The 16,346-nt window shown below is 57.2% G+C and carries 16 protein-coding genes and 2 pseudogenes; 4 read left to right on the top strand and 14 right to left on the bottom strand.

Going from position 1 to position 16,346, the window contains the following annotated elements:
* Positions 1-98: 98 nt before the first annotated feature.
* The 3 genes from FIU92_RS18185 to FIU92_RS18175 are packed head-to-tail and all read right to left on the bottom strand — an operon-like array spanning position 99 to position 2,151.
* Complete coding sequence (locus FIU92_RS18185) at positions 99-896, bottom strand: metal ABC transporter permease (RefSeq protein ID WP_152460625.1); 798 nt, start codon at positions 894-896, stop codon at positions 99-101.
* On the bottom strand, positions 896-1,636 hold the full coding sequence (locus FIU92_RS18180) for a metal ABC transporter ATP-binding protein (protein ID WP_152460133.1): 741 nt from the start codon (positions 1,634-1,636) through the stop codon (positions 896-898). Before FIU92_RS18180 ends, FIU92_RS18185 begins: the two co-directional genes overlap by 1 nt.
* Positions 1,637-1,638: 2 nt before the next feature.
* Complete coding sequence (locus tag FIU92_RS18175) at positions 1,639-2,151, bottom strand: Fur family transcriptional regulator (RefSeq protein ID WP_152460132.1); 513 nt, start codon at positions 2,149-2,151, stop codon at positions 1,639-1,641.
* Between the two features lie 57 nt (positions 2,152-2,208).
* Here FIU92_RS18175 and FIU92_RS18170 point away from each other — a divergent pair, with 57 nt between their 5' ends.
* From FIU92_RS18170 to aspT, 4 genes and pseudogenes are all read left to right on the top strand, one after another.
* Entirely contained in the window at positions 2,209-3,339 is a 1,131-nt protein-coding gene (locus tag FIU92_RS18170) for a zinc ABC transporter substrate-binding protein (RefSeq protein WP_152460131.1), read from the top strand.
* Complete coding sequence (locus FIU92_RS22880; RefSeq protein WP_172978536.1) at positions 3,330-3,533, top strand: hypothetical protein; 204 nt, start codon at positions 3,330-3,332, stop codon at positions 3,531-3,533. The genes FIU92_RS18170 and FIU92_RS22880 overlap by 10 nt, the downstream gene beginning before the upstream one ends.
* Positions 3,534-3,544: 11 nt before the next feature.
* A pseudogene (locus tag FIU92_RS18165) lies at positions 3,545-4,138 on the top strand (transposase).
* A 234-nt stretch (positions 4,139-4,372) separates the two neighbouring features.
* Positions 4,373-6,073: an aspartate-alanine antiporter gene (aspT, locus tag FIU92_RS18160; protein ID WP_152460130.1), complete on the top strand. Its 1,701-nt coding sequence runs from the start codon at positions 4,373-4,375 to the stop codon at positions 6,071-6,073.
* A gap of 117 nt (positions 6,074-6,190) precedes the next feature.
* Here aspT and FIU92_RS18155 read toward each other — a convergent pair whose 3' ends face one another.
* The 11 genes and pseudogenes from FIU92_RS18155 to FIU92_RS18105 form a co-directional block, all read right to left on the bottom strand.
* Entirely contained in the window at positions 6,191-7,822 is a 1,632-nt protein-coding gene (locus FIU92_RS18155) for a bifunctional aspartate transaminase/aspartate 4-decarboxylase (RefSeq protein ID WP_152460129.1), read from the bottom strand.
* Between the two features lie 255 nt (positions 7,823-8,077).
* Positions 8,078-8,335 (bottom strand): annotated as a pseudogene (locus FIU92_RS18150) (transposase); the annotation flags it as partial.
* An 81-nt stretch (positions 8,336-8,416) separates the two neighbouring features.
* The gene (locus tag FIU92_RS18145; RefSeq protein WP_152460127.1) at positions 8,417-9,178 is read right to left on the bottom strand and encodes a Phenylacetic acid catabolic protein; all 762 of its coding nucleotides are present in this window, start codon (positions 9,176-9,178) and stop codon (positions 8,417-8,419) included.
* A gap of 13 nt (positions 9,179-9,191) precedes the next feature.
* Positions 9,192-10,265, bottom strand: a complete 1,074-nt coding sequence (locus FIU92_RS18140) for a 2Fe-2S iron-sulfur cluster-binding protein (RefSeq protein WP_152460126.1) — start codon at positions 10,263-10,265, stop codon at positions 9,192-9,194.
* 13 nt (positions 10,266-10,278) lie between these two features.
* The gene (gene paaD / locus FIU92_RS18135) at positions 10,279-10,737 is read right to left on the bottom strand and encodes a 1,2-phenylacetyl-CoA epoxidase subunit PaaD (protein WP_152460125.1); all 459 of its coding nucleotides are present in this window, start codon (positions 10,735-10,737) and stop codon (positions 10,279-10,281) included.
* Positions 10,738-10,743: 6 nt separating this feature from the next.
* A complete protein-coding gene (paaC, locus tag FIU92_RS18130; protein ID WP_152460124.1) occupies positions 10,744-11,502 on the bottom strand; it encodes a 1,2-phenylacetyl-CoA epoxidase subunit PaaC in 759 nt (252 codons plus the stop codon).
* The gene (gene paaB / locus FIU92_RS18125) at positions 11,502-11,786 is read right to left on the bottom strand and encodes a 1,2-phenylacetyl-CoA epoxidase subunit PaaB (RefSeq protein ID WP_050604311.1); all 285 of its coding nucleotides are present in this window, start codon (positions 11,784-11,786) and stop codon (positions 11,502-11,504) included. Before paaB ends, paaC begins: the two co-directional genes overlap by 1 nt.
* Positions 11,787-11,809: 23 nt before the next feature.
* Positions 11,810-12,787 (bottom strand): 1,2-phenylacetyl-CoA epoxidase subunit PaaA, encoded by a 978-nt coding sequence (paaA, locus tag FIU92_RS18120; protein ID WP_152460123.1) that lies wholly within the window; start codon positions 12,785-12,787, stop codon positions 11,810-11,812.
* Positions 12,788-12,802: 15 nt separating this feature from the next.
* Positions 12,803-14,005 carry a 3-oxoadipyl-CoA thiolase gene (gene pcaF, locus FIU92_RS18115; protein WP_152460122.1) on the bottom strand — a complete coding sequence of 401 codons (1,203 nt, stop codon included), beginning with the start codon at positions 14,003-14,005 and terminating at the stop codon, positions 12,803-12,805.
* 231 nt (positions 14,006-14,236) lie between these two features.
* Positions 14,237-15,052 (bottom strand): PaaX family transcriptional regulator C-terminal domain-containing protein, encoded by an 816-nt coding sequence (locus FIU92_RS18110; protein WP_152460121.1) that lies wholly within the window; start codon positions 15,050-15,052, stop codon positions 14,237-14,239.
* A gap of 166 nt (positions 15,053-15,218) precedes the next feature.
* On the bottom strand, positions 15,219-16,250 hold the full coding sequence (locus FIU92_RS18105) for a sterol desaturase family protein (protein ID WP_152460120.1): 1,032 nt from the start codon (positions 16,248-16,250) through the stop codon (positions 15,219-15,221).
* Positions 16,251-16,346 lie beyond the last annotated feature (96 nt).

The raw sequence follows: 16,346 nt of genomic DNA, 5'->3' as shown, positions 1-16,346 counted from the left end.
CCCGCAATCCGTGTGCGGGCCCTTTTTTGTGCTGTGCGCACCTGAAGTGCCGAACAACGAATGAGTTTACCTGGTCAGCGCAATCAAGCTCAGATCCATCACGCCCTGCCCTGTCTTCGCCACCCCACCACGCTGAGACAGGCAAACAAGACTGCGGCGACGCAGACAATTGATGGCCCCGCCGGAGTATCGAACACATAAGCTGCCCGTAACCCCGCAATCGAGGACATCGCGCCTATTGCTGCCGCTATCAACGCCATTGATTCGGGCGAGCGGGCCAGATTTCGTGCCGCCGCCGCGGGAATGATCAGCATCGCCGCGATCAGCAATACCCCCACGACCTTGATCGCAACAGCCACGGTCACCGCCAGAGACAGAGTCAGAATCAACTGTTCCCGCCTCGGGTCGAACCCACTGGCATAGGCCAGTTCCTCGTTCAATGTAGCCGTCAAAAGCTGAGCCCATCGCCAGGCGATCAGCGCCACGACAAGCGCCGCGCCGCCCCAGATCACAAGCAGATCCGAACGGGATACCGCAAGAATATCGCCGAACAGATATGCCATCAAATCAATGCGGACGCCGGACAAAAACGAAACGGCAACCAGACCGAAAGCCAAAGCGGAATGCGCCAGGACCCCCAGCAGCGTGTCCATCGCATAGCCACGACCCGCCAACAAAGTGACCGTCAGCGCCATAATCAACGCAACAGCCAGCGCACCGGTGAAGATCGACATCTGAAAGGTCAGTGACAGGGCCACGCCCAGAATCGCGGCATGTGCGGTTGCGTCACCGAAATACGCCATGCGGCGCCACACCACGAAACATCCAAGAGGCGCCGCCGCAAACGCAACGCCAATACCTGCAAGCGTTGCACGCATCATGAAATCGTCAAGCATCATTCCGCCGCTTCCTGAGGATTTGCATCATGGTCGTGATGGTGATCATGCTCGTGCCGGTACAGGGCAAGCGCTCCGCCTGTTCCCGTTCCGAACAAGGCCCGGTATTCCGGTGCCGAAGCGACCACCGCCGGCGATCCTTCACAGCACACATGGCCGTTCAGACAAATCACCCGGTCCGAGGCGCTCATGACCACGTGCAATTCGTGACTGATCATCAGGATTGCACATCCGGTTTCGCGGCGCACGGCCTCAATCTGCTGATAGAAACTCGCTGATCCGCGCTGGTCCAGCCCCTGGGTTGCCTCATCCAGCAGCAGAAGGTCAGGCTGGTTGATCAGCGCCCGCGCCAGCAACACACGCTGAAACTGCCCGCCGGACAGTTGCGACATCTGACGTTTCAACAGATCCGGGACGCCCGCTTTTTCCAATGCCTCGACACACTGACGGCCGGAGACACGGTCGGTCAGTCGCATGAATCGCTCGACCGAGATTGGCAACGTGGGATCCACGTGCAGTTTCTGCGGCACGTACCCGATCTTCAATCCGGGTTTCAGCGATACATGCCCGGCACTTGGCCTGGTCGCACCGATGATGGCGCGCAACAGGCTGGTTTTGCCCGACCCGTTCGGCCCGACGATGGTGACGATCTCGCCGGGTTCGACAGCCATGTCCACATGGCTCAGAACAGTGTTTGAACCATAGCGAACACTGAGATTCTCGACCGAGACGAGCGTCATTTTCAGGCCTTTTCGGTGCAGTCGGGGCAAAGTCCCTCGGCTTCTACAACCGTTCGCTCGATCTCGAAACCCGCTGCGCGCGCAGCGGCACCCAGAACACCTTTGGCCGGCATGGACTGCGCCTCGGCAACGGCATCGCACTTTCTGCAAATCATGAATGCCGGCGAATGCGACGCGCCGGGGTGAGAGCAGGCAACGAATGCATTCAGCCGCTCGATCTTGTGAACGAAGCCGTTTTGAACAAGGAAATCAAGCGCCCGATAGGCGACCGGAGGTTGAGACCCGAACCCTTCCTCTCGCAGGCGGTCAAGAATTGCATAGGCACCAAGGGCCCGATGCTCTTGCAGCAGCATTTCCAAGACCTTGCGGCGAACCGGCGTCAGGCGCAGCCCCTCGCCCTTGCAGCGCGCCTCGGCGGATACCAACGCAGTTTTGACGCAACTCTGATGGTCATGTTCCTGAAACCCGACCGGGGCCGCCTCATCGACAGAGGCAGGGTTCGTATCGCTTGTCATGTTATTTCATATCATGTATTGCCACTCGTAACGTTATAAAATCACACAGAGGGTCTGATGTCCAGAAAGCTTCTTCCAGTTTCGATCACGGTTGCATTGATGGGAGGAACGGCCATTGCGGACGTTCCGAACGTCGCGGTCGATATCGCACCGATCCACTCGCTCGTTTCCCGGGTTATGGACGGCGTCGGAACACCGGCCCTGATCGTCGCACCAGGTGCCTCGCCTCATGAATACAACCTGCGCCCGTCCGAGGCGGCCGCATTGCAGGATGCCGATCTGGTGTTCTGGGTAGGAGAAGACCTGACACCTTGGATGGAAAGTGCCATCGAAACCCTTGCCGACAGTGCGACGGTCACGTCCCTTCTTGACGCGGATGGTACGGTTCTTCTGGAGTTCCGCGAAAGCGCTGTTTTCGAGGCACACGATCATGGCGGCGAAGACGAACATGATCATGATGATGAGCACATCGAAGACGACCGGCACGATCATGATGATCATGAACATGGTCACGACGACCATGCAAAGGATGATGACCACGAGCATGATCACGACGACCACGCCAAGGATGATGATCACGAGCATGATCACGACGACCACGCCAAGGATGATGATCACGATCACGAAGAACATGCCGATCAAGACAAGCATGATGAGCATCATGATCACGCGCATGGCGCGCACGACCCACATGCGTGGCTTTCACCGGCAAATGCAGAAACCTGGCTGAATCTGATCGCCGCGCAGCTGTCGTCTGCCGACCCGGACAATGCAGGTGCATATTTTGCCAATGCCGCAGCCGCGCGCGCTGAAATGGCCGCGCTGTCTGAACAAGTGGCCGAGACGCTTGGACCGGTACGCGGAGGAAGCTTCGTCGTGTTCCACGACGCCTACCAGTATTTCGAGGATGCATTTGACTTTCCAGCCGCAGGTGCGATTTCCATCGCCGACGCCTCGGACCCGAGCCCGGCTCGTATCGCCGAGATTCAAACCCGTATCCGCGAAGAGGGTATCAACTGCGTTCTCGCCGAGCCGCAATTCAACCCCGGTATCGTCAAAACCGTGCTAGACGGGACCGAGGCGAAAACGGGCGTAATCGATCCGCTGGGCTCTGATCTGGAACCCGGAGCCGGTCTCTACCCGCAAGTTATTCTCAACATGGCAAAAACTCTGGCCGAGTGTCTCTGACCCTGTCGCAAGCCCGGTTCAGTTTGAGAAACTGGCCGGGTTCAACATTCCAGAAGACAGGGCGGATCAACTCGCAGACCAAAAAAATCGGCAGCTACTTCATAAATAATGCCATGGTGCATCCGTATTCACTGCGCGGCACGGTTCACGGCTTGAAAACCGAGGCGGTGACACACGTCATTTTTTCTGGTTGACCGGCGCGCAGATGGCTAGGCATGCCCCCTTCTTCGTGAAGTCGCACGGCGGGCCTCGGGTTGATGACAAACCGGTGTTACGCAGGATTGTCTTCATCAACTGCATTGGTTCGCGGTGGCGCGATACTCCCGAGGAATACAGAACTCACAAGACGCTTAACAGCCGGTGGAAGCGTTGGTGCAAGAAGGGTATCTTCGCCCGGATGCTGGCCGAACTGGTTGCCGGGCACGGCGAAAGGAAGAACACGATCCCCTGCCGGGCAATGGACGCGACTTATCTCATCGCACACGGCACCGAGACCAGTATGGCCGAAAAAACGGAGGGCGTGGCCGCCTGATCGGGCGCACCAAGGGCGGCATGAATACCAAGCTGATGCCCGCCTGCGATGGCCAGGGTCGCCCGCTCAACCTGTTCGTGACCGCCGGGAGCGACAATGATTACATCGACGCCCGGGCTCTGCTCAGTAGCATCCCAAATGTGGATTGGCTGCTTGGGGAACGTGGCCGTGATGCCAGTCAAGGAAGACAAGCGCCGCAACTGCATCGAGACTATGTTTGGCGGGCTTAAGAATTGGAGGCGTGCGGCAACTCGCCATCTCCGTTGATCCGGGGTCTTCCAATCAGCGACCGCACTCAAAGAAACCGTCATCCACTGACTGGGAATCCTCGCCCATGTACATTAGCTCTTTTTCGAAACCTTTCCGCCGGAATAGAGATGCAAAGCGCTGTGCTCTTAAATCCTCGCGCTACGTCAGTCACATTGTTTTTTTGTTTTCAATATAGTTAGTCACTGTATCTTGATCGGAACGACCCTGAAGAGAGACGCAGGAGATTTCAAAATGGAATTGATTTCTGAGCAGCTTCGTACCTTCCCGATTATGGCGCTGTTTCTTTGTCTGGGCTTAGGTTATGGCGTTGGAAAGTTCAGGGTCGGCAAGTTCGAACTTGGTGGCATCGCCGGAACCCTTTTGGTGGCCGTTCTTGTAGGTCAAATCGGGGGCATTAACCTGAGCACCGATGTCCAGAATATTTTCTTCTCTCTCTTCATTTTTATGGTCGGCTATAATGGTGGCCCTCAATTTTTTGCAGCTCTGAACCGAACCGCACTTACCAAGTTACTGGCTGCATTTATGATGACTGTCTGGGGACTTTTCTTTGTGGTGGTCGTCGCCCGTTTGGCTGGGTTGGACAAAGGGTTGGCCGCCGGGCTGGCTGCAGGAGGGCTTACGCAATCCGCAATCATTGGTACCGCTGGAAATGCCATCGACCTGCTTGGGCTGGCCGCTGACGAAGCGGAAAAGCTCAAAACCAACATCGCCGTGGGATATTCAGTCACTTACATCTTCGGCTCGATCGGGCCAATTTTGGCGGTGAGTGTCATTCCAATCATAATGCGCGTGGATCTGCGTAAAGAGGCGATTAAGCTGGCCCAAAAACTCAGCGGGGGTGGCCGCAAACTGGAAGAAGGCGAGTTCCTCCCAATGAACCGCTTTAACGCCCGTGCCTATCAGGTAGGTTCCGACGCCTCGATTGCAGGAAAGTCAGTTAAATCCATCGAAAACACTTACGACGGCGACCTGATCGTCGAGAAAATTCTGCATGAAGGTGCGCCGTTAGATCCCAAACCGGACATGATTATCAGCCCAGGAGACGTCATCGTTGTATCGGGGCTTGTTACAACCCTGACCCGGTTCGAAGGTAGTGCAAGCGGAGAAATTGGTGAGTACCCACCTGAATTGACGGTAGTGGAAGAACGTCGAAATGTTGTTGTCACTAATCGGAAACTGACAGGTAAAACTCTTGCCGAATTACGCGAAGCCCTGACAGCCGATCAACGACGCGGCGTTCACATCTCAAAAATTACCCGAATGGGTCACGAAGTGCCGGTGTTGCAAAATACCGAAATTCATGCAGGCGATGAGATCTGCATCGTCGGCCACAAAGACGACTTGAACCGAGCGGCAAAAGAGGCGGGATACGTACCGCCATTGGCTTCGGCCACAAATTTCATCGCGCTGGGGATTGGTGTGGCAATTGGCTATTTGATTGGCGAAATCAGCTTCGTGATCGCTGGAACCAAAGTGTCGCTCGGCTCGGGCCTTGGGTGCCTCGTGACAGGGTTGATAATCGGGTATTTGCGTATTCGCCGACCAAAGATCGGCGGGATCAACCATGGGGCCGCAAATTTTCTGCAGAGTTTCGGATTGGCGGTATTCGTCGGGGTTGTTGGTTTGAATGCCGGTAAACCTGCTCTGGAAGCAATTCAACAGTACGGCGTTACCCTGCTTCTGTTGGGAGTCCTGGTCACAATGATGCCAATGATTGTTCAATTCCCTATTAACTACTATGTCTTGCGCATCAAAAACCCGGTCGAAGCCTGCGCGGTTGTTACCGGGTCCCGGTCCGGGAACCCGGGGTTTGCCACGTTGCTTGAAAAGGCAGGGAACTCCACTCCCACGCCAGCGTTCACCATGACCTATGCGGTTGCAAATATCTTTTTGACGCTCTGGGGCCCGCTCGTTGTGGCGTTCGTACCGTAAGTCGCTTCAGAATTACCTCAACTTTCGATCGCGACTATGTGGCATGCGGCTAGGACATGACCCGCTGAGAAGACAGGCTGATAGTTTGGGTCGCCTGCGTCCTCAGCGGCCATGTTTTTAACCGTGCAACGGCAATCCTTTTGACGCGCGATAAGCCTGCACATATCCAACGGCCACAGCCCGTACAGCGCGACCGATCTGGCGATAGGCGCTGTCGTCCAAATTGGCGAAAGACACGCGTGCAGACCAGTTGGGCGCATCAAAACCGGACCCGTTCAACAGCACGATTCCGTGGTCCTGCGCCAGTTTGAACGAGATATCCAACGGGTGAACGTTTTCCTTGATCCATTCGACCACATCTTCGCCGACGTATTTCCGCAGCCAGAACTCGAAATCTATGATGCCATAATACTTGTCGAACAACGGGTTGTCGGCGACTTCAACGCCCAATCCATCGACCAGTTCATCAAAACGGTGCTTCAAGATACCCCAACAGAATTTCTGATAAACTTTCTCTTGGTCCATCAATTCAACAAGCGAGAATAATGTCATCATCACTTGTTGTGGCACCGACAGACCCGCAGTGTGATTTAGTGCGACATCCCGGCTGTCGGCGACAATCCGATCAATGAACTTGAACGAGGACGGGTCGGGGGTCAGCGATTCATACCGGGCGTTCACCACAGCTTTGGTCTCGTCCGGTGCCTCAGCAATCATCTTGTCAAAGATGTTGTTCTCGGCCACCAGAATTGCGCCCAGACGCCAGCCCGTGCAACCAAAATACTTCGAGTAGGAGTAAACCCCGATCGTATTTTCAGGAAGATGTCCCATCACCGATTGAAAGTCGGGTACGAATGTGCCGTAGACATCATCTGTCAATATGATCAGGTCAGGACGGCGGGTCTTTACGAAGTCCACAAGTCGGGTCATGACTTCGGGGCTGATCGCGACAGAGGATGGATTCCCTGGGTTGACCAAGAACAGCGCTTTGACTTTGGGATCGGCCAGCAGTTCAAAATCGTTGTCGTTAAGTTGAAAATGATCTTCTTCAGCAGAAGACACATCCACAGTATTCAACCCGTAATCTTCAAGCACCGGCATTTCCAGATAAGGCGTGAAGATCGGCGTGCCCAATGCAATTGTGTCGCCTGCATTAAGCAACCGCTGGTTCTTGAGCGCTTTGAAAATATAGCACATCGCAGCAGTTCCGCCCTCTACTGCGTAGATATCGAACTTTGCGTCGGGCCGATGGCCTGCGCACATCGCCCACATCACGTATTCGTGGACGATCGCCTCATTGTGTTCCAAGCACCTGTCCGGCATCGGGTAGTGGTCGCCAATGATACCGTCGGTCAATTCGAGTACGAAATCGTCTGCTGTGAAACCAAATTTTTCAATCGCAAAATCCACCACGGCCACCAAAGTATCTGCACCTGGAGGACCGTTTTTTTCCGACGTTTCGGCGCAGTATGCCTTGAGCCGTTCGTAACATCCCGGCCCTTGTGGCATACCGGCTAGTCCAACTTGTGGTTCATTGCGATGTCGCTGTGCCTCGGTCATCGCGAACTGACCCAAAAGGAAGAACGCCTCTCTCGCCTTGGTAGCGATCCAATTCGGGTTGCCGCGCCCTGCGTTCAAATATGGCAGTGCCATTTGGCGCGACTCCCTCTGCGCCAGCTTTATGAGTTCGTCTTTGATCTGGAAAGGACTTAGGTTCTCGAACTTATGCAGGTCCAGCGTTTCTGCCATGGCATCAAACCTTTGCGTTAGAACAATCGAAAGAATTCAACCGGATCGTATGCAAGGTGATGAGCAAATGTAAACAGAACTATCAGAATGGAGCGACCGACGAAAAGAAAACCATGAACTTCAAAACAGGCTCTGGGGTCGCGATTCCTAACCAGTAAACGACTGTTGCTGCGGGTGCGATCGCTGATTGGAAGATCCTGGAACAGGTCGCGCTTATTGCCCAACAGGGCGGCACGCCAATGATGCCACGATGGGGATCATCACAGTCTTCTTCTCGCCCTGCCCGGCAACAAGGCCGGCCAGCATTCCGGCGAAGATACCTTTCTCGCACCAACGCTTTCTCCGGCTGTAAAGCGAGTTGTGCGCTCTGTATTTCTCGGGAACGTCGCGCCACCGCGAACCATTGCGATTGATGAAGATAGTCCCGCTTAATACCCCTTTGTCATCAGCCAGAGGCTTGCCAAGCGACCCTGCTAAGAAGGGGGCGAGCCTGGCCTCCTGCTCGTCAGTCAACCAGAAAGGATCACGCGTGTCACCGCTCCGTTTTCTAGGACGTGTACCCTGAAGTACCTTGAAATTGGATGCATCGTGGCACTATGAGGGTGATTTCAAACCCAACTGTTTCAGAGCTTCGTCCGCTGACCGAGCCCAACGTTCCCGAAGGGCAGCGTTGGTGCTATGGCGCAAACCAAGTGATCTCAGATGCTCAAATCGGTTCGGGTCATCCCTCCCGAAAGACACTGCTACGCGTGGCCACCAATAGTCCACAGCGTCTTGCATGTCTTGCGACGCTCCGTTTTCAACCAACTTCACAGCGCCTTCCAACGCCAGTTCGCCGTGATGCGCCTCGATCGGTGCGATCTGCCGAAAAGCCTCGGCCAGTGGCTGGTAAGAGACGGTCGAGAACTCCGCCAGTTGCTCTGCCACGGCACGGCTCATCAGCAGGTTCATGACGACGGCATCAGTCCAACCGGAAATCGGATAATTGAACACCGCAAGCCGCATGTCATGTTCGCTGCGGGTCGCGCCGATATCCGCTTTTCGATCCAACCGGGCAGTCCACGGGTGATGCGTGGCATAACGATCCGTGTCGGCGCCGAACTCACCCATGATTTTCAGAACCCGATCCGCATGGTCCGTCTTTTCCAACACGATCTTCGCCGCCGCGATGCGTTCCTTTATGCCGGGGCCCTGGTTGATGACATCAGCAAAGCCTGCGGCACCTGCGAGTTCGCTGTCTACAAACGTAGCCATCAGTTTCATCAGCTCGGCGCGGTAACGCGGCGGTACGTTGGTCGGATTGGTCAGCACTCCGCCTGCGGCCAGATAGCTGTCAAGTGTCATGGCGTCGGTCATTGATCCTCTCCCTTTACTGGTCGTAGTCCACGACCACGCGGTCGGTCACCGGGTAAGCCTGACAACTCAGCACGTAACCTTTTTCGACCTCGTAATCTTCCAGCGCGTGATTGGCGAGCATCTCGACTTCGCCCTCAAGAACACGGCAGCGGCAGGTTGAACAGACCCCGGCCTTGCAGGCGTAAGGCGCGTCCATGGCATTTTCCAGGGCGGCATCCAGAATGGACTGATCCTTCGGCAAGGTGACGGTCTGCGTCGCACCGTCCAGTGTGATCGAAGCACTGGTCTGGTTTGCCTGCGTGCCTGCGTCGGCGGCGTCTGTCTTGCGCCTGGCCCGACCCGGCTGGGCGCTTGCGAAGAGTTCGAACTTGATCTGGCTGTCCTCAAGTCCGTGTTCCCGCAGAGCGGCGGCAATACCCAGCATCATCGGCTCTGGTCCGCAGATGAATGCGGTGTCTGCATTCTTGACATCGATCCAGTGCTTGAACAGCTCGCGGCATTTTTCCTGCGTTACCAGACCGGTAAACAGGTCAATCTCCTGCGCGTCGGTTTCCAGAATGTGGATGACGTTCAGCCGACCCATATAGAGGTTCTTCAGATCCTCCAGTTCCTCGCGGAACATGATCGTGTTGATGCCCTTGTTGGCATAGATCAGCGTAAATCGGGATTTGGGTTCGCGCGCCAATGTGGTTTTGAGGATCGACAGAACAGGCGTGATCCCCGATCCGCCGGCGAAGCCAAGGTATTGTTTTTCCGCACCCGCATCGATGGGTACATGGAAATTGCCCATGGGCGGCATCGCCTGCACGACGTCACCTATGTTGAGCTCTTCATTTGCCCAGCTTGAGAATGCGCCACCCTCGACACGTTTTATGCCAACCTGAAGAACACCGTCATCCTTGCCGGCACAGATGGAGTAGGAGCGGCGCAGTTCTTCACCGTCGAATTCGCGCCGGAACGTCAGGTACTGGCCGGCGGCGAAGTCGAACTGTTCCGCTGCGCCGTTAACGGGCTCAAGCGTAACGACAACCGCATCGCGGATGGTTTTGTGGATGTCGGTGACTTTCAGGTCGTGAAAACGTGCCATCCGGTGCTCCTCCTCAGATGCACTTGAAATAGTCAAAGGGTTCCAGACAGTCCGCGCAGCGCCAATGGGCCTTGCACGGGGTCGAGCCGAATTGGCTGACCTTTTCGACTGCTTTGCTGCCGCAATGGGGGCAGCGATCCGGGCCGCCTGCGGGTTGCGGCGGCGCAATGCCATAATCTTCCAGCTTGGCGCGGCCTTTTTCGCTGAGCCACTCTGTGGTCCAGGCGGGTGAAATGCTGGTTTCTATGCGCAGATCCCCGATGCCGTGATCGCGCAGGGCGGTTTCGATATCCATACTAATGATGGATGTCGCCGGGCAACCGGAATACGTTGGCGTGACGGTTACGACCAGCGTGTCAGCGTCCCAGCGCACATCGCGCACAATGCCCAAATCCACGACGGAGATCACCGGGATTTCGGGATCGGGCACGGCATCCAGCCAGCTCCATATCTGGTCAGTCGAGACCCGCATCCGCTTTTACCACTTTGCTCCGGGATAGGCGCGTTGCAGCCATTGCATCTGCGTCAGCAGATGGCCCAGATGTTCGGTATGCATGCGCCCGTCGCGGCCGCCTTTATGGGCAAAACGGCTTTCCGGAATGGTCAGAGTTGCCTGATTGAGGACCCGCTCAACCAGAGCGTCGTATTCCTCTCGCAAATCCGCCGGATTCGGAGCGATCCCTGCGGCGACCATCTGGGCGTCCACCTCGTCGCTGGCAAACATCTCGCCCACATAGGGCCACAGGTAATCCAGAGCATCCTGCATCCGGGCATGGCTTTCCTCGGTTCCATCACCAAGCCCGACAACCGTGTCGCCCGAACGTTCCAGATGGTAGGTCACTTCCTTGCTGGCCTTGGCGGCGATTGCCGCGACCCGCTCGTCCGAGGAAGCCATCAGGCGCCCCAGCATGATCGAGTGCCACGCATCGAACAGGAATTGACGCATCAGCGTACGGCCGAAATCGCCGTTCGGCACCTCGACCAGCAACACGTTGCGGAAATCCCAGGCGTCGCGCAGGAAAGCCAGATCGTCGGCGCTTTTGCCACCATCGGCCTCTCCCGCAAGGCCCAGCCACATCTGGGTCTGGCCAATCAGGTCCAGCGCGGTGTTGGCCAGCGCTATGTCTTCTTCCAGAACCGGCGCATGGCCGCACCACTCACTGACACGATGCCCGAGGATCAGTGTGTTGTCCCCCATCCGCAGCAGGAATTGCAGAAATGCCTCATCCCGGGTCATCACATTGCCCCCACTTCATCGGGAATGTCGAAGAAGGTCGGGTGCCGGTACACCTTGCTTTCGCTTGGTTCGTACAGCGGGCCTTTGTCGCTGGGCGATGACGCCGAGATATTGTTGGCTTCGACCACCCAGATCGAGACGCCTTCGTTGCGGCGGGTGTAGACGTCGCGCGCGTTCTTGATTGCCATTTCCGCGTCAGGGGCATGTAGCGAACCGACATGTCGGTGGCTCATCCCATGCTGACCGCGGATGAAGATTTCCCACAGGGGCCATTCGGTATTCATCGGGTATCCTCCTCAGGGTAAGCTTATTCAGCAGCCAGATTGCCGGCCTTTTTCTTGCGGGCGTGGGCCAACAGCCCGTCACGGACCCACTTGCCGTCGTCCCATGCCTTGTTGCGCGCGGCCAGCCGGTCCACGTTGCAGGGGCCGTTGCCTTTGATCACGTCAAAGAACTCGGACCAGTCGGGTTCCGTAAAGTCGTAATGCCCCCGCTCTTCGTTCCACTTCAGATCCGGGTCAGGGATCGTCAGGCCCAGATATTCAGCCTGCGGCACGGTCTGGTCGACGAATTTCTGGCGCAGCTCGTCATTGGTGTTGATCTTGATCTTCCACGCCATCGACTGAGCCGAATGCACCGAGTCCTTGTCGGACGGGCCAAACATCATCAGTGACGGGTACCAGAAACGGTTCATCGCATCCTGGGCCATCTTGCGCTGTTCCGGCGTGCCTTCGGCCATCTTGCGAATGGCATCGTACCCCTGGCGCTGGTGAAAGCTTTCTTCCTTGCAGATGCGGATCATCGCGCGCGAATACGGCCCGTAGGACGTTCTTTGCAGCGGCACCTGGTTCATGATCGCCGCGCCGTCAACCAGCCACCCGACGGCACCGATATCGGCCCAGTTCAAGGTCGGGTAATTGAAGATCGACGAGTATTTCATGCGGCCATCCAGCAGCATCTCGGTCAGCTCATCGCGGCTGACACCCAGCGTTTCGGCGGCACAATACAGGTAAAGACCATGCCCGGCCTCGTCCTGCACCTTGGCGAGAAGGATCGCCTTCCGCTCCAGTGTCGGCGCGCGCGTGATCCAGTTGCCTTCGGGCAATTGACCCACAATCTCGGAATGAGCGTGCTGACCAATCTGACGGATCAGCGTCTTGCGATACCCGTGAGGCATCCAGTCCTTGGGCTCGATCTTGATATCCGCATCGATCCGCGCCTGGAATTCAGCAAGCTTGTCCGGATCTTCATTCGATGCTTCGGATTCTACCATCTGAGCATACATGTCCCGTCTCCTCCGTTACACGCGTTCAAGTATAAGGGCCGCACCCTGCCCGACACCCACACACATGGTGCACAGGGCATAGCGCCCGCCGGTACGTTTCAATTGATAGGCCGCGGTCAGCACAAGACGCGCACCGCTCATGCCAAGGGGATGGCCCAGCGCTATTGCGCCACCGTTGGGGTTCACGTGGGGCGCGTCGTCGGGAAGACCCAGCTCGCGCAAGGTGGCAAGGCCCTGAGAGGCAAACGCCTCGTTCAGTTCGATCACGTCCATCTGATCCACGCTCAGCCCTGCCCGGGCCAACACCTTGCGGCTGGCCGGCACCGGGCCGATACCCATTACACGTGGTGCAACACCTGCAACCGACATACCAACCACACGGGCCATCGGGGTCAGACCGTTCTTGGCTGCAGCAGCCTCATTCGCCATCAGGATCGCCGCCGCGCCATCATTCACACCGGACGCATTTCCCGCCGTCACGGTTTTGTCGGGCCCGTTCACACCGTTCAGACCCGCGAGTTTTTCTGCCGTTGTTCCCGGGCGCGGGTGCTCATCCGTATCAACGACAATCGGATCGCCCTTGCGCTGGGGAACCGAAACCGGGGTAATTTCATCCTTGAACACCCCAGCGGCATGCGCGGCGGCCCAGCGGGACTGGCTGCGCGCGGCAAAAGCATCCTGGTCTTCCCGGCTGATACCATAATCTTCGGCGACATTGTCGGCCGTTTGCGGCATGGAATCGACGCCGTATGCCTGCTTCATCTTCGGGTTCACGAAACGCCACCCGATCGTGGTGTCGTACACCGCGTTGCTGCGGGTGAACGCCGAGCTTGCCTTGGGCATGACGAACGGCGCACGGGACATGCTTTCCACGCCACCCGCAATGGCCAAATCATAGTCGCCCGCCTTGATGCCGCGCGCCGCCATTCCCACGGCGTCCATGCCGCTGGCACACAGACGGTTCACCGTCGTTCCCGGAACGTCAATCGGCAAACCCGCCAGCAGTGCCGCCATACGCGCAACGTTTCGGTTGCTCTCGCCCGCCTGATTGGCATCGCCATAGATCACGTCGTCAACACTGGCCCAGTCGACCTGAGGGTTGCGCGCCTTCAATGCCGCCAACGGCAGAGCAGCCAGATCATCTGTGCGGACCGACGAAAGCGCCCCTCCGTAGCGTCCGATTGGAGTGCGCGTCGCGTCACAAATGAAAGCGTCCATCTTAGAGTACTCCTGTTCCCGTGGAACAATATCAACCGTCTGGTCGGTTAATAAATCCTCCCCTGATTCGATGCAAGTCTTATGTTACTCAATCTTCTCATGTGTCGCACATCTTGTAACATTAAAGGTGACTGCTGACCAAAGAGGTGTTCTTGGCCGCAAAAAAGACGACGCAGCCCTTCGCGATGGCAGGACATCCAACAGCTCGCCCGAACTTTGCCCCGCTGTGGGTCAGTCCATCAGCTCGGCTTCCAAGCTCGATAGCGAGGGGCGCGGCAGCCTGTCCAACAAGTGCGAGACAGCTTCTCTGCACGCGGCGCCTTTCCAGTCGTCCGGCAGGAAAACCGGCGGCAGGCTTGGATGGCGCAGAACGATACGTCGCCAGGCATGCACCACCAGTACGCGCAGAACCGCCGACCGCATCGGATCGCCCGCCCCCTCTGCGGGCAAAAGCCGCTCAACCACCTGAATGGCATCCCAGAACTGATCATAGGCGGTTTTCAACGGCTCCGGCCCGCACAGGTCGCGAAGCCAGTTCGGGACGGACATCGTGTCGCTCTCGAAACCCAGAAGCTCCTCAAGATCATCCGGCATCGGCCCGGGCGCCATGGCCGTAGTCGCATTCAGCGAGAAGTAATCCCCTGTCAGCATCAGGTCCGACAGTTCCTTTCGGGAACTTTCCGAGTTGCTGGCGATGAGGACATGCCAGATATCCGGCATGTTCGGGTCGCGGGAATAGATACGCGGTGCGGCTGCAACGCTTTGACGGCGGCCAAAGCTGGTCAGCCTGTGCACACTGTTCCGACCAACCCGCGTGCTTTCAATCCAGCCTTCCTTGCGCAACCGATGCAACGCAACCCGCGTGGCCTCGGCCCTGATCCCCGCCAGACGCGTAAGCGCGGTGATGAGTGATCCGCTGATCTGATCTGATCCATCCTGCGCCAGATCGCCGAAAATCGTGACCAGAACAGACCACACCCGCTGGGTGCTTGTCGTGGTCAGCCGGCTGACACAGGTTTCAAACCAGTCTGGAGCGGTATCTTTCATTTGCCCAGTATAATCGGGCCCGAAGGAAATGCCATCCGGCCCCGCGCGCCCGGTTTCGTACAGGGTCAGGATTGCGCCAACGGGGTCGGTTCAGTCAAGCGTTGTCGGGCAAGACAAATGATCGGCCGAGGCAGCGCCACCTGCGCGCGCCGCGTTGCCTGCCGCTCTATTTGGCGTGCATGTCACGTTTGCGGTTGCGAGTTCGTTTCGTGGCCTCTTCCGAGCCATCGTGATAGGTTCCGAACCACTTGTCCCAGGGCATTTCCGCGTTGCCGTAATTGCATTCGTAATACCGGTGATGCAACTGGTGGAAAAACGCCCCGATCAACAACGCCTGACGGTCGCGCGCCCAGATGGCCTCGTACCCGGAATGAGACGAGGCGGCACCCAACATCAGCCAATACCCCAGAAAGATCATGTGCACCGGGTTGCTGGGCAGTACCAGCACGATCAGGATGGCACTGAGATACCCCAAAGCCTCGACCGGATGCATCGACATGCCCGACCATGGGCCGGTGTTGACGTTGCGATGATGCACGGCGTGAACATGTCTGTAGATGAACGGCTGGTGCAGAAACAGATGCACTACGTAGAAATGAAAGCTCTGCCAGATCGCCAGGATCGGAAACAGCAGCACGAACCAGACCGGATGCGCCGCGAAGCTGAGCGTGGCGATATAGTCGTTGGCGTACATCCAGCGCAGAAAGCACTCCAGCATCGACAGGAATGTCGCGCCAAAGACCATCGAATGGTAGATGTTGTCCCAGGTCTGATAGCCGAACTTGTACAAAGCGTTCTTGCGCTTCATGTAAGGCCGTGGGTCGTATTTCAGCAGCTTTCCCTGCCCGTCGACCCCGTAGAACCACATGTGCAGACCACCGGCGACGATCAACAGCAGCACCCAGTTCCGAATGAATACCCATGACATCCAGCCCGGGGCAAACGAGGCCTGCCCGGCATCGACGGGTTGTACCCAGAAGGCCACAAGGAAGGCCAAGGCCAGAAAGATCGAGCGGTCCGAGAACTGAAGCCAGTTCTGCCAATCCCATTTCGCCAGGACGTCGATTTTCGGTGGCCAGTTCCAGTACGGGGCGTATTTCACCGGCAAGTCCGGGTGCCAATGCCATTCGCGGCTCATGGGGCCGGGCTCGGGGCTTGCTTTGGTGATGTCCTGAGGGTTCGCGTCTTGGGTCGTCACGTGATTGTCCTTTCCTGAATAAAGTCGCCTTTTTCAGGACCAAGCCGGAGGCGGCTCGTAAGGATATTTGCGTGATGGCCGGCGATACATGATGCG

Source organism: Ruegeria sp. THAF33 (assembly GCF_009363615.1).
Lineage (GTDB): Bacteria > Pseudomonadota > Alphaproteobacteria > Rhodobacterales > Rhodobacteraceae > Ruegeria.
This window is presented reverse-complemented; position numbering and strand designations above follow the sequence as displayed.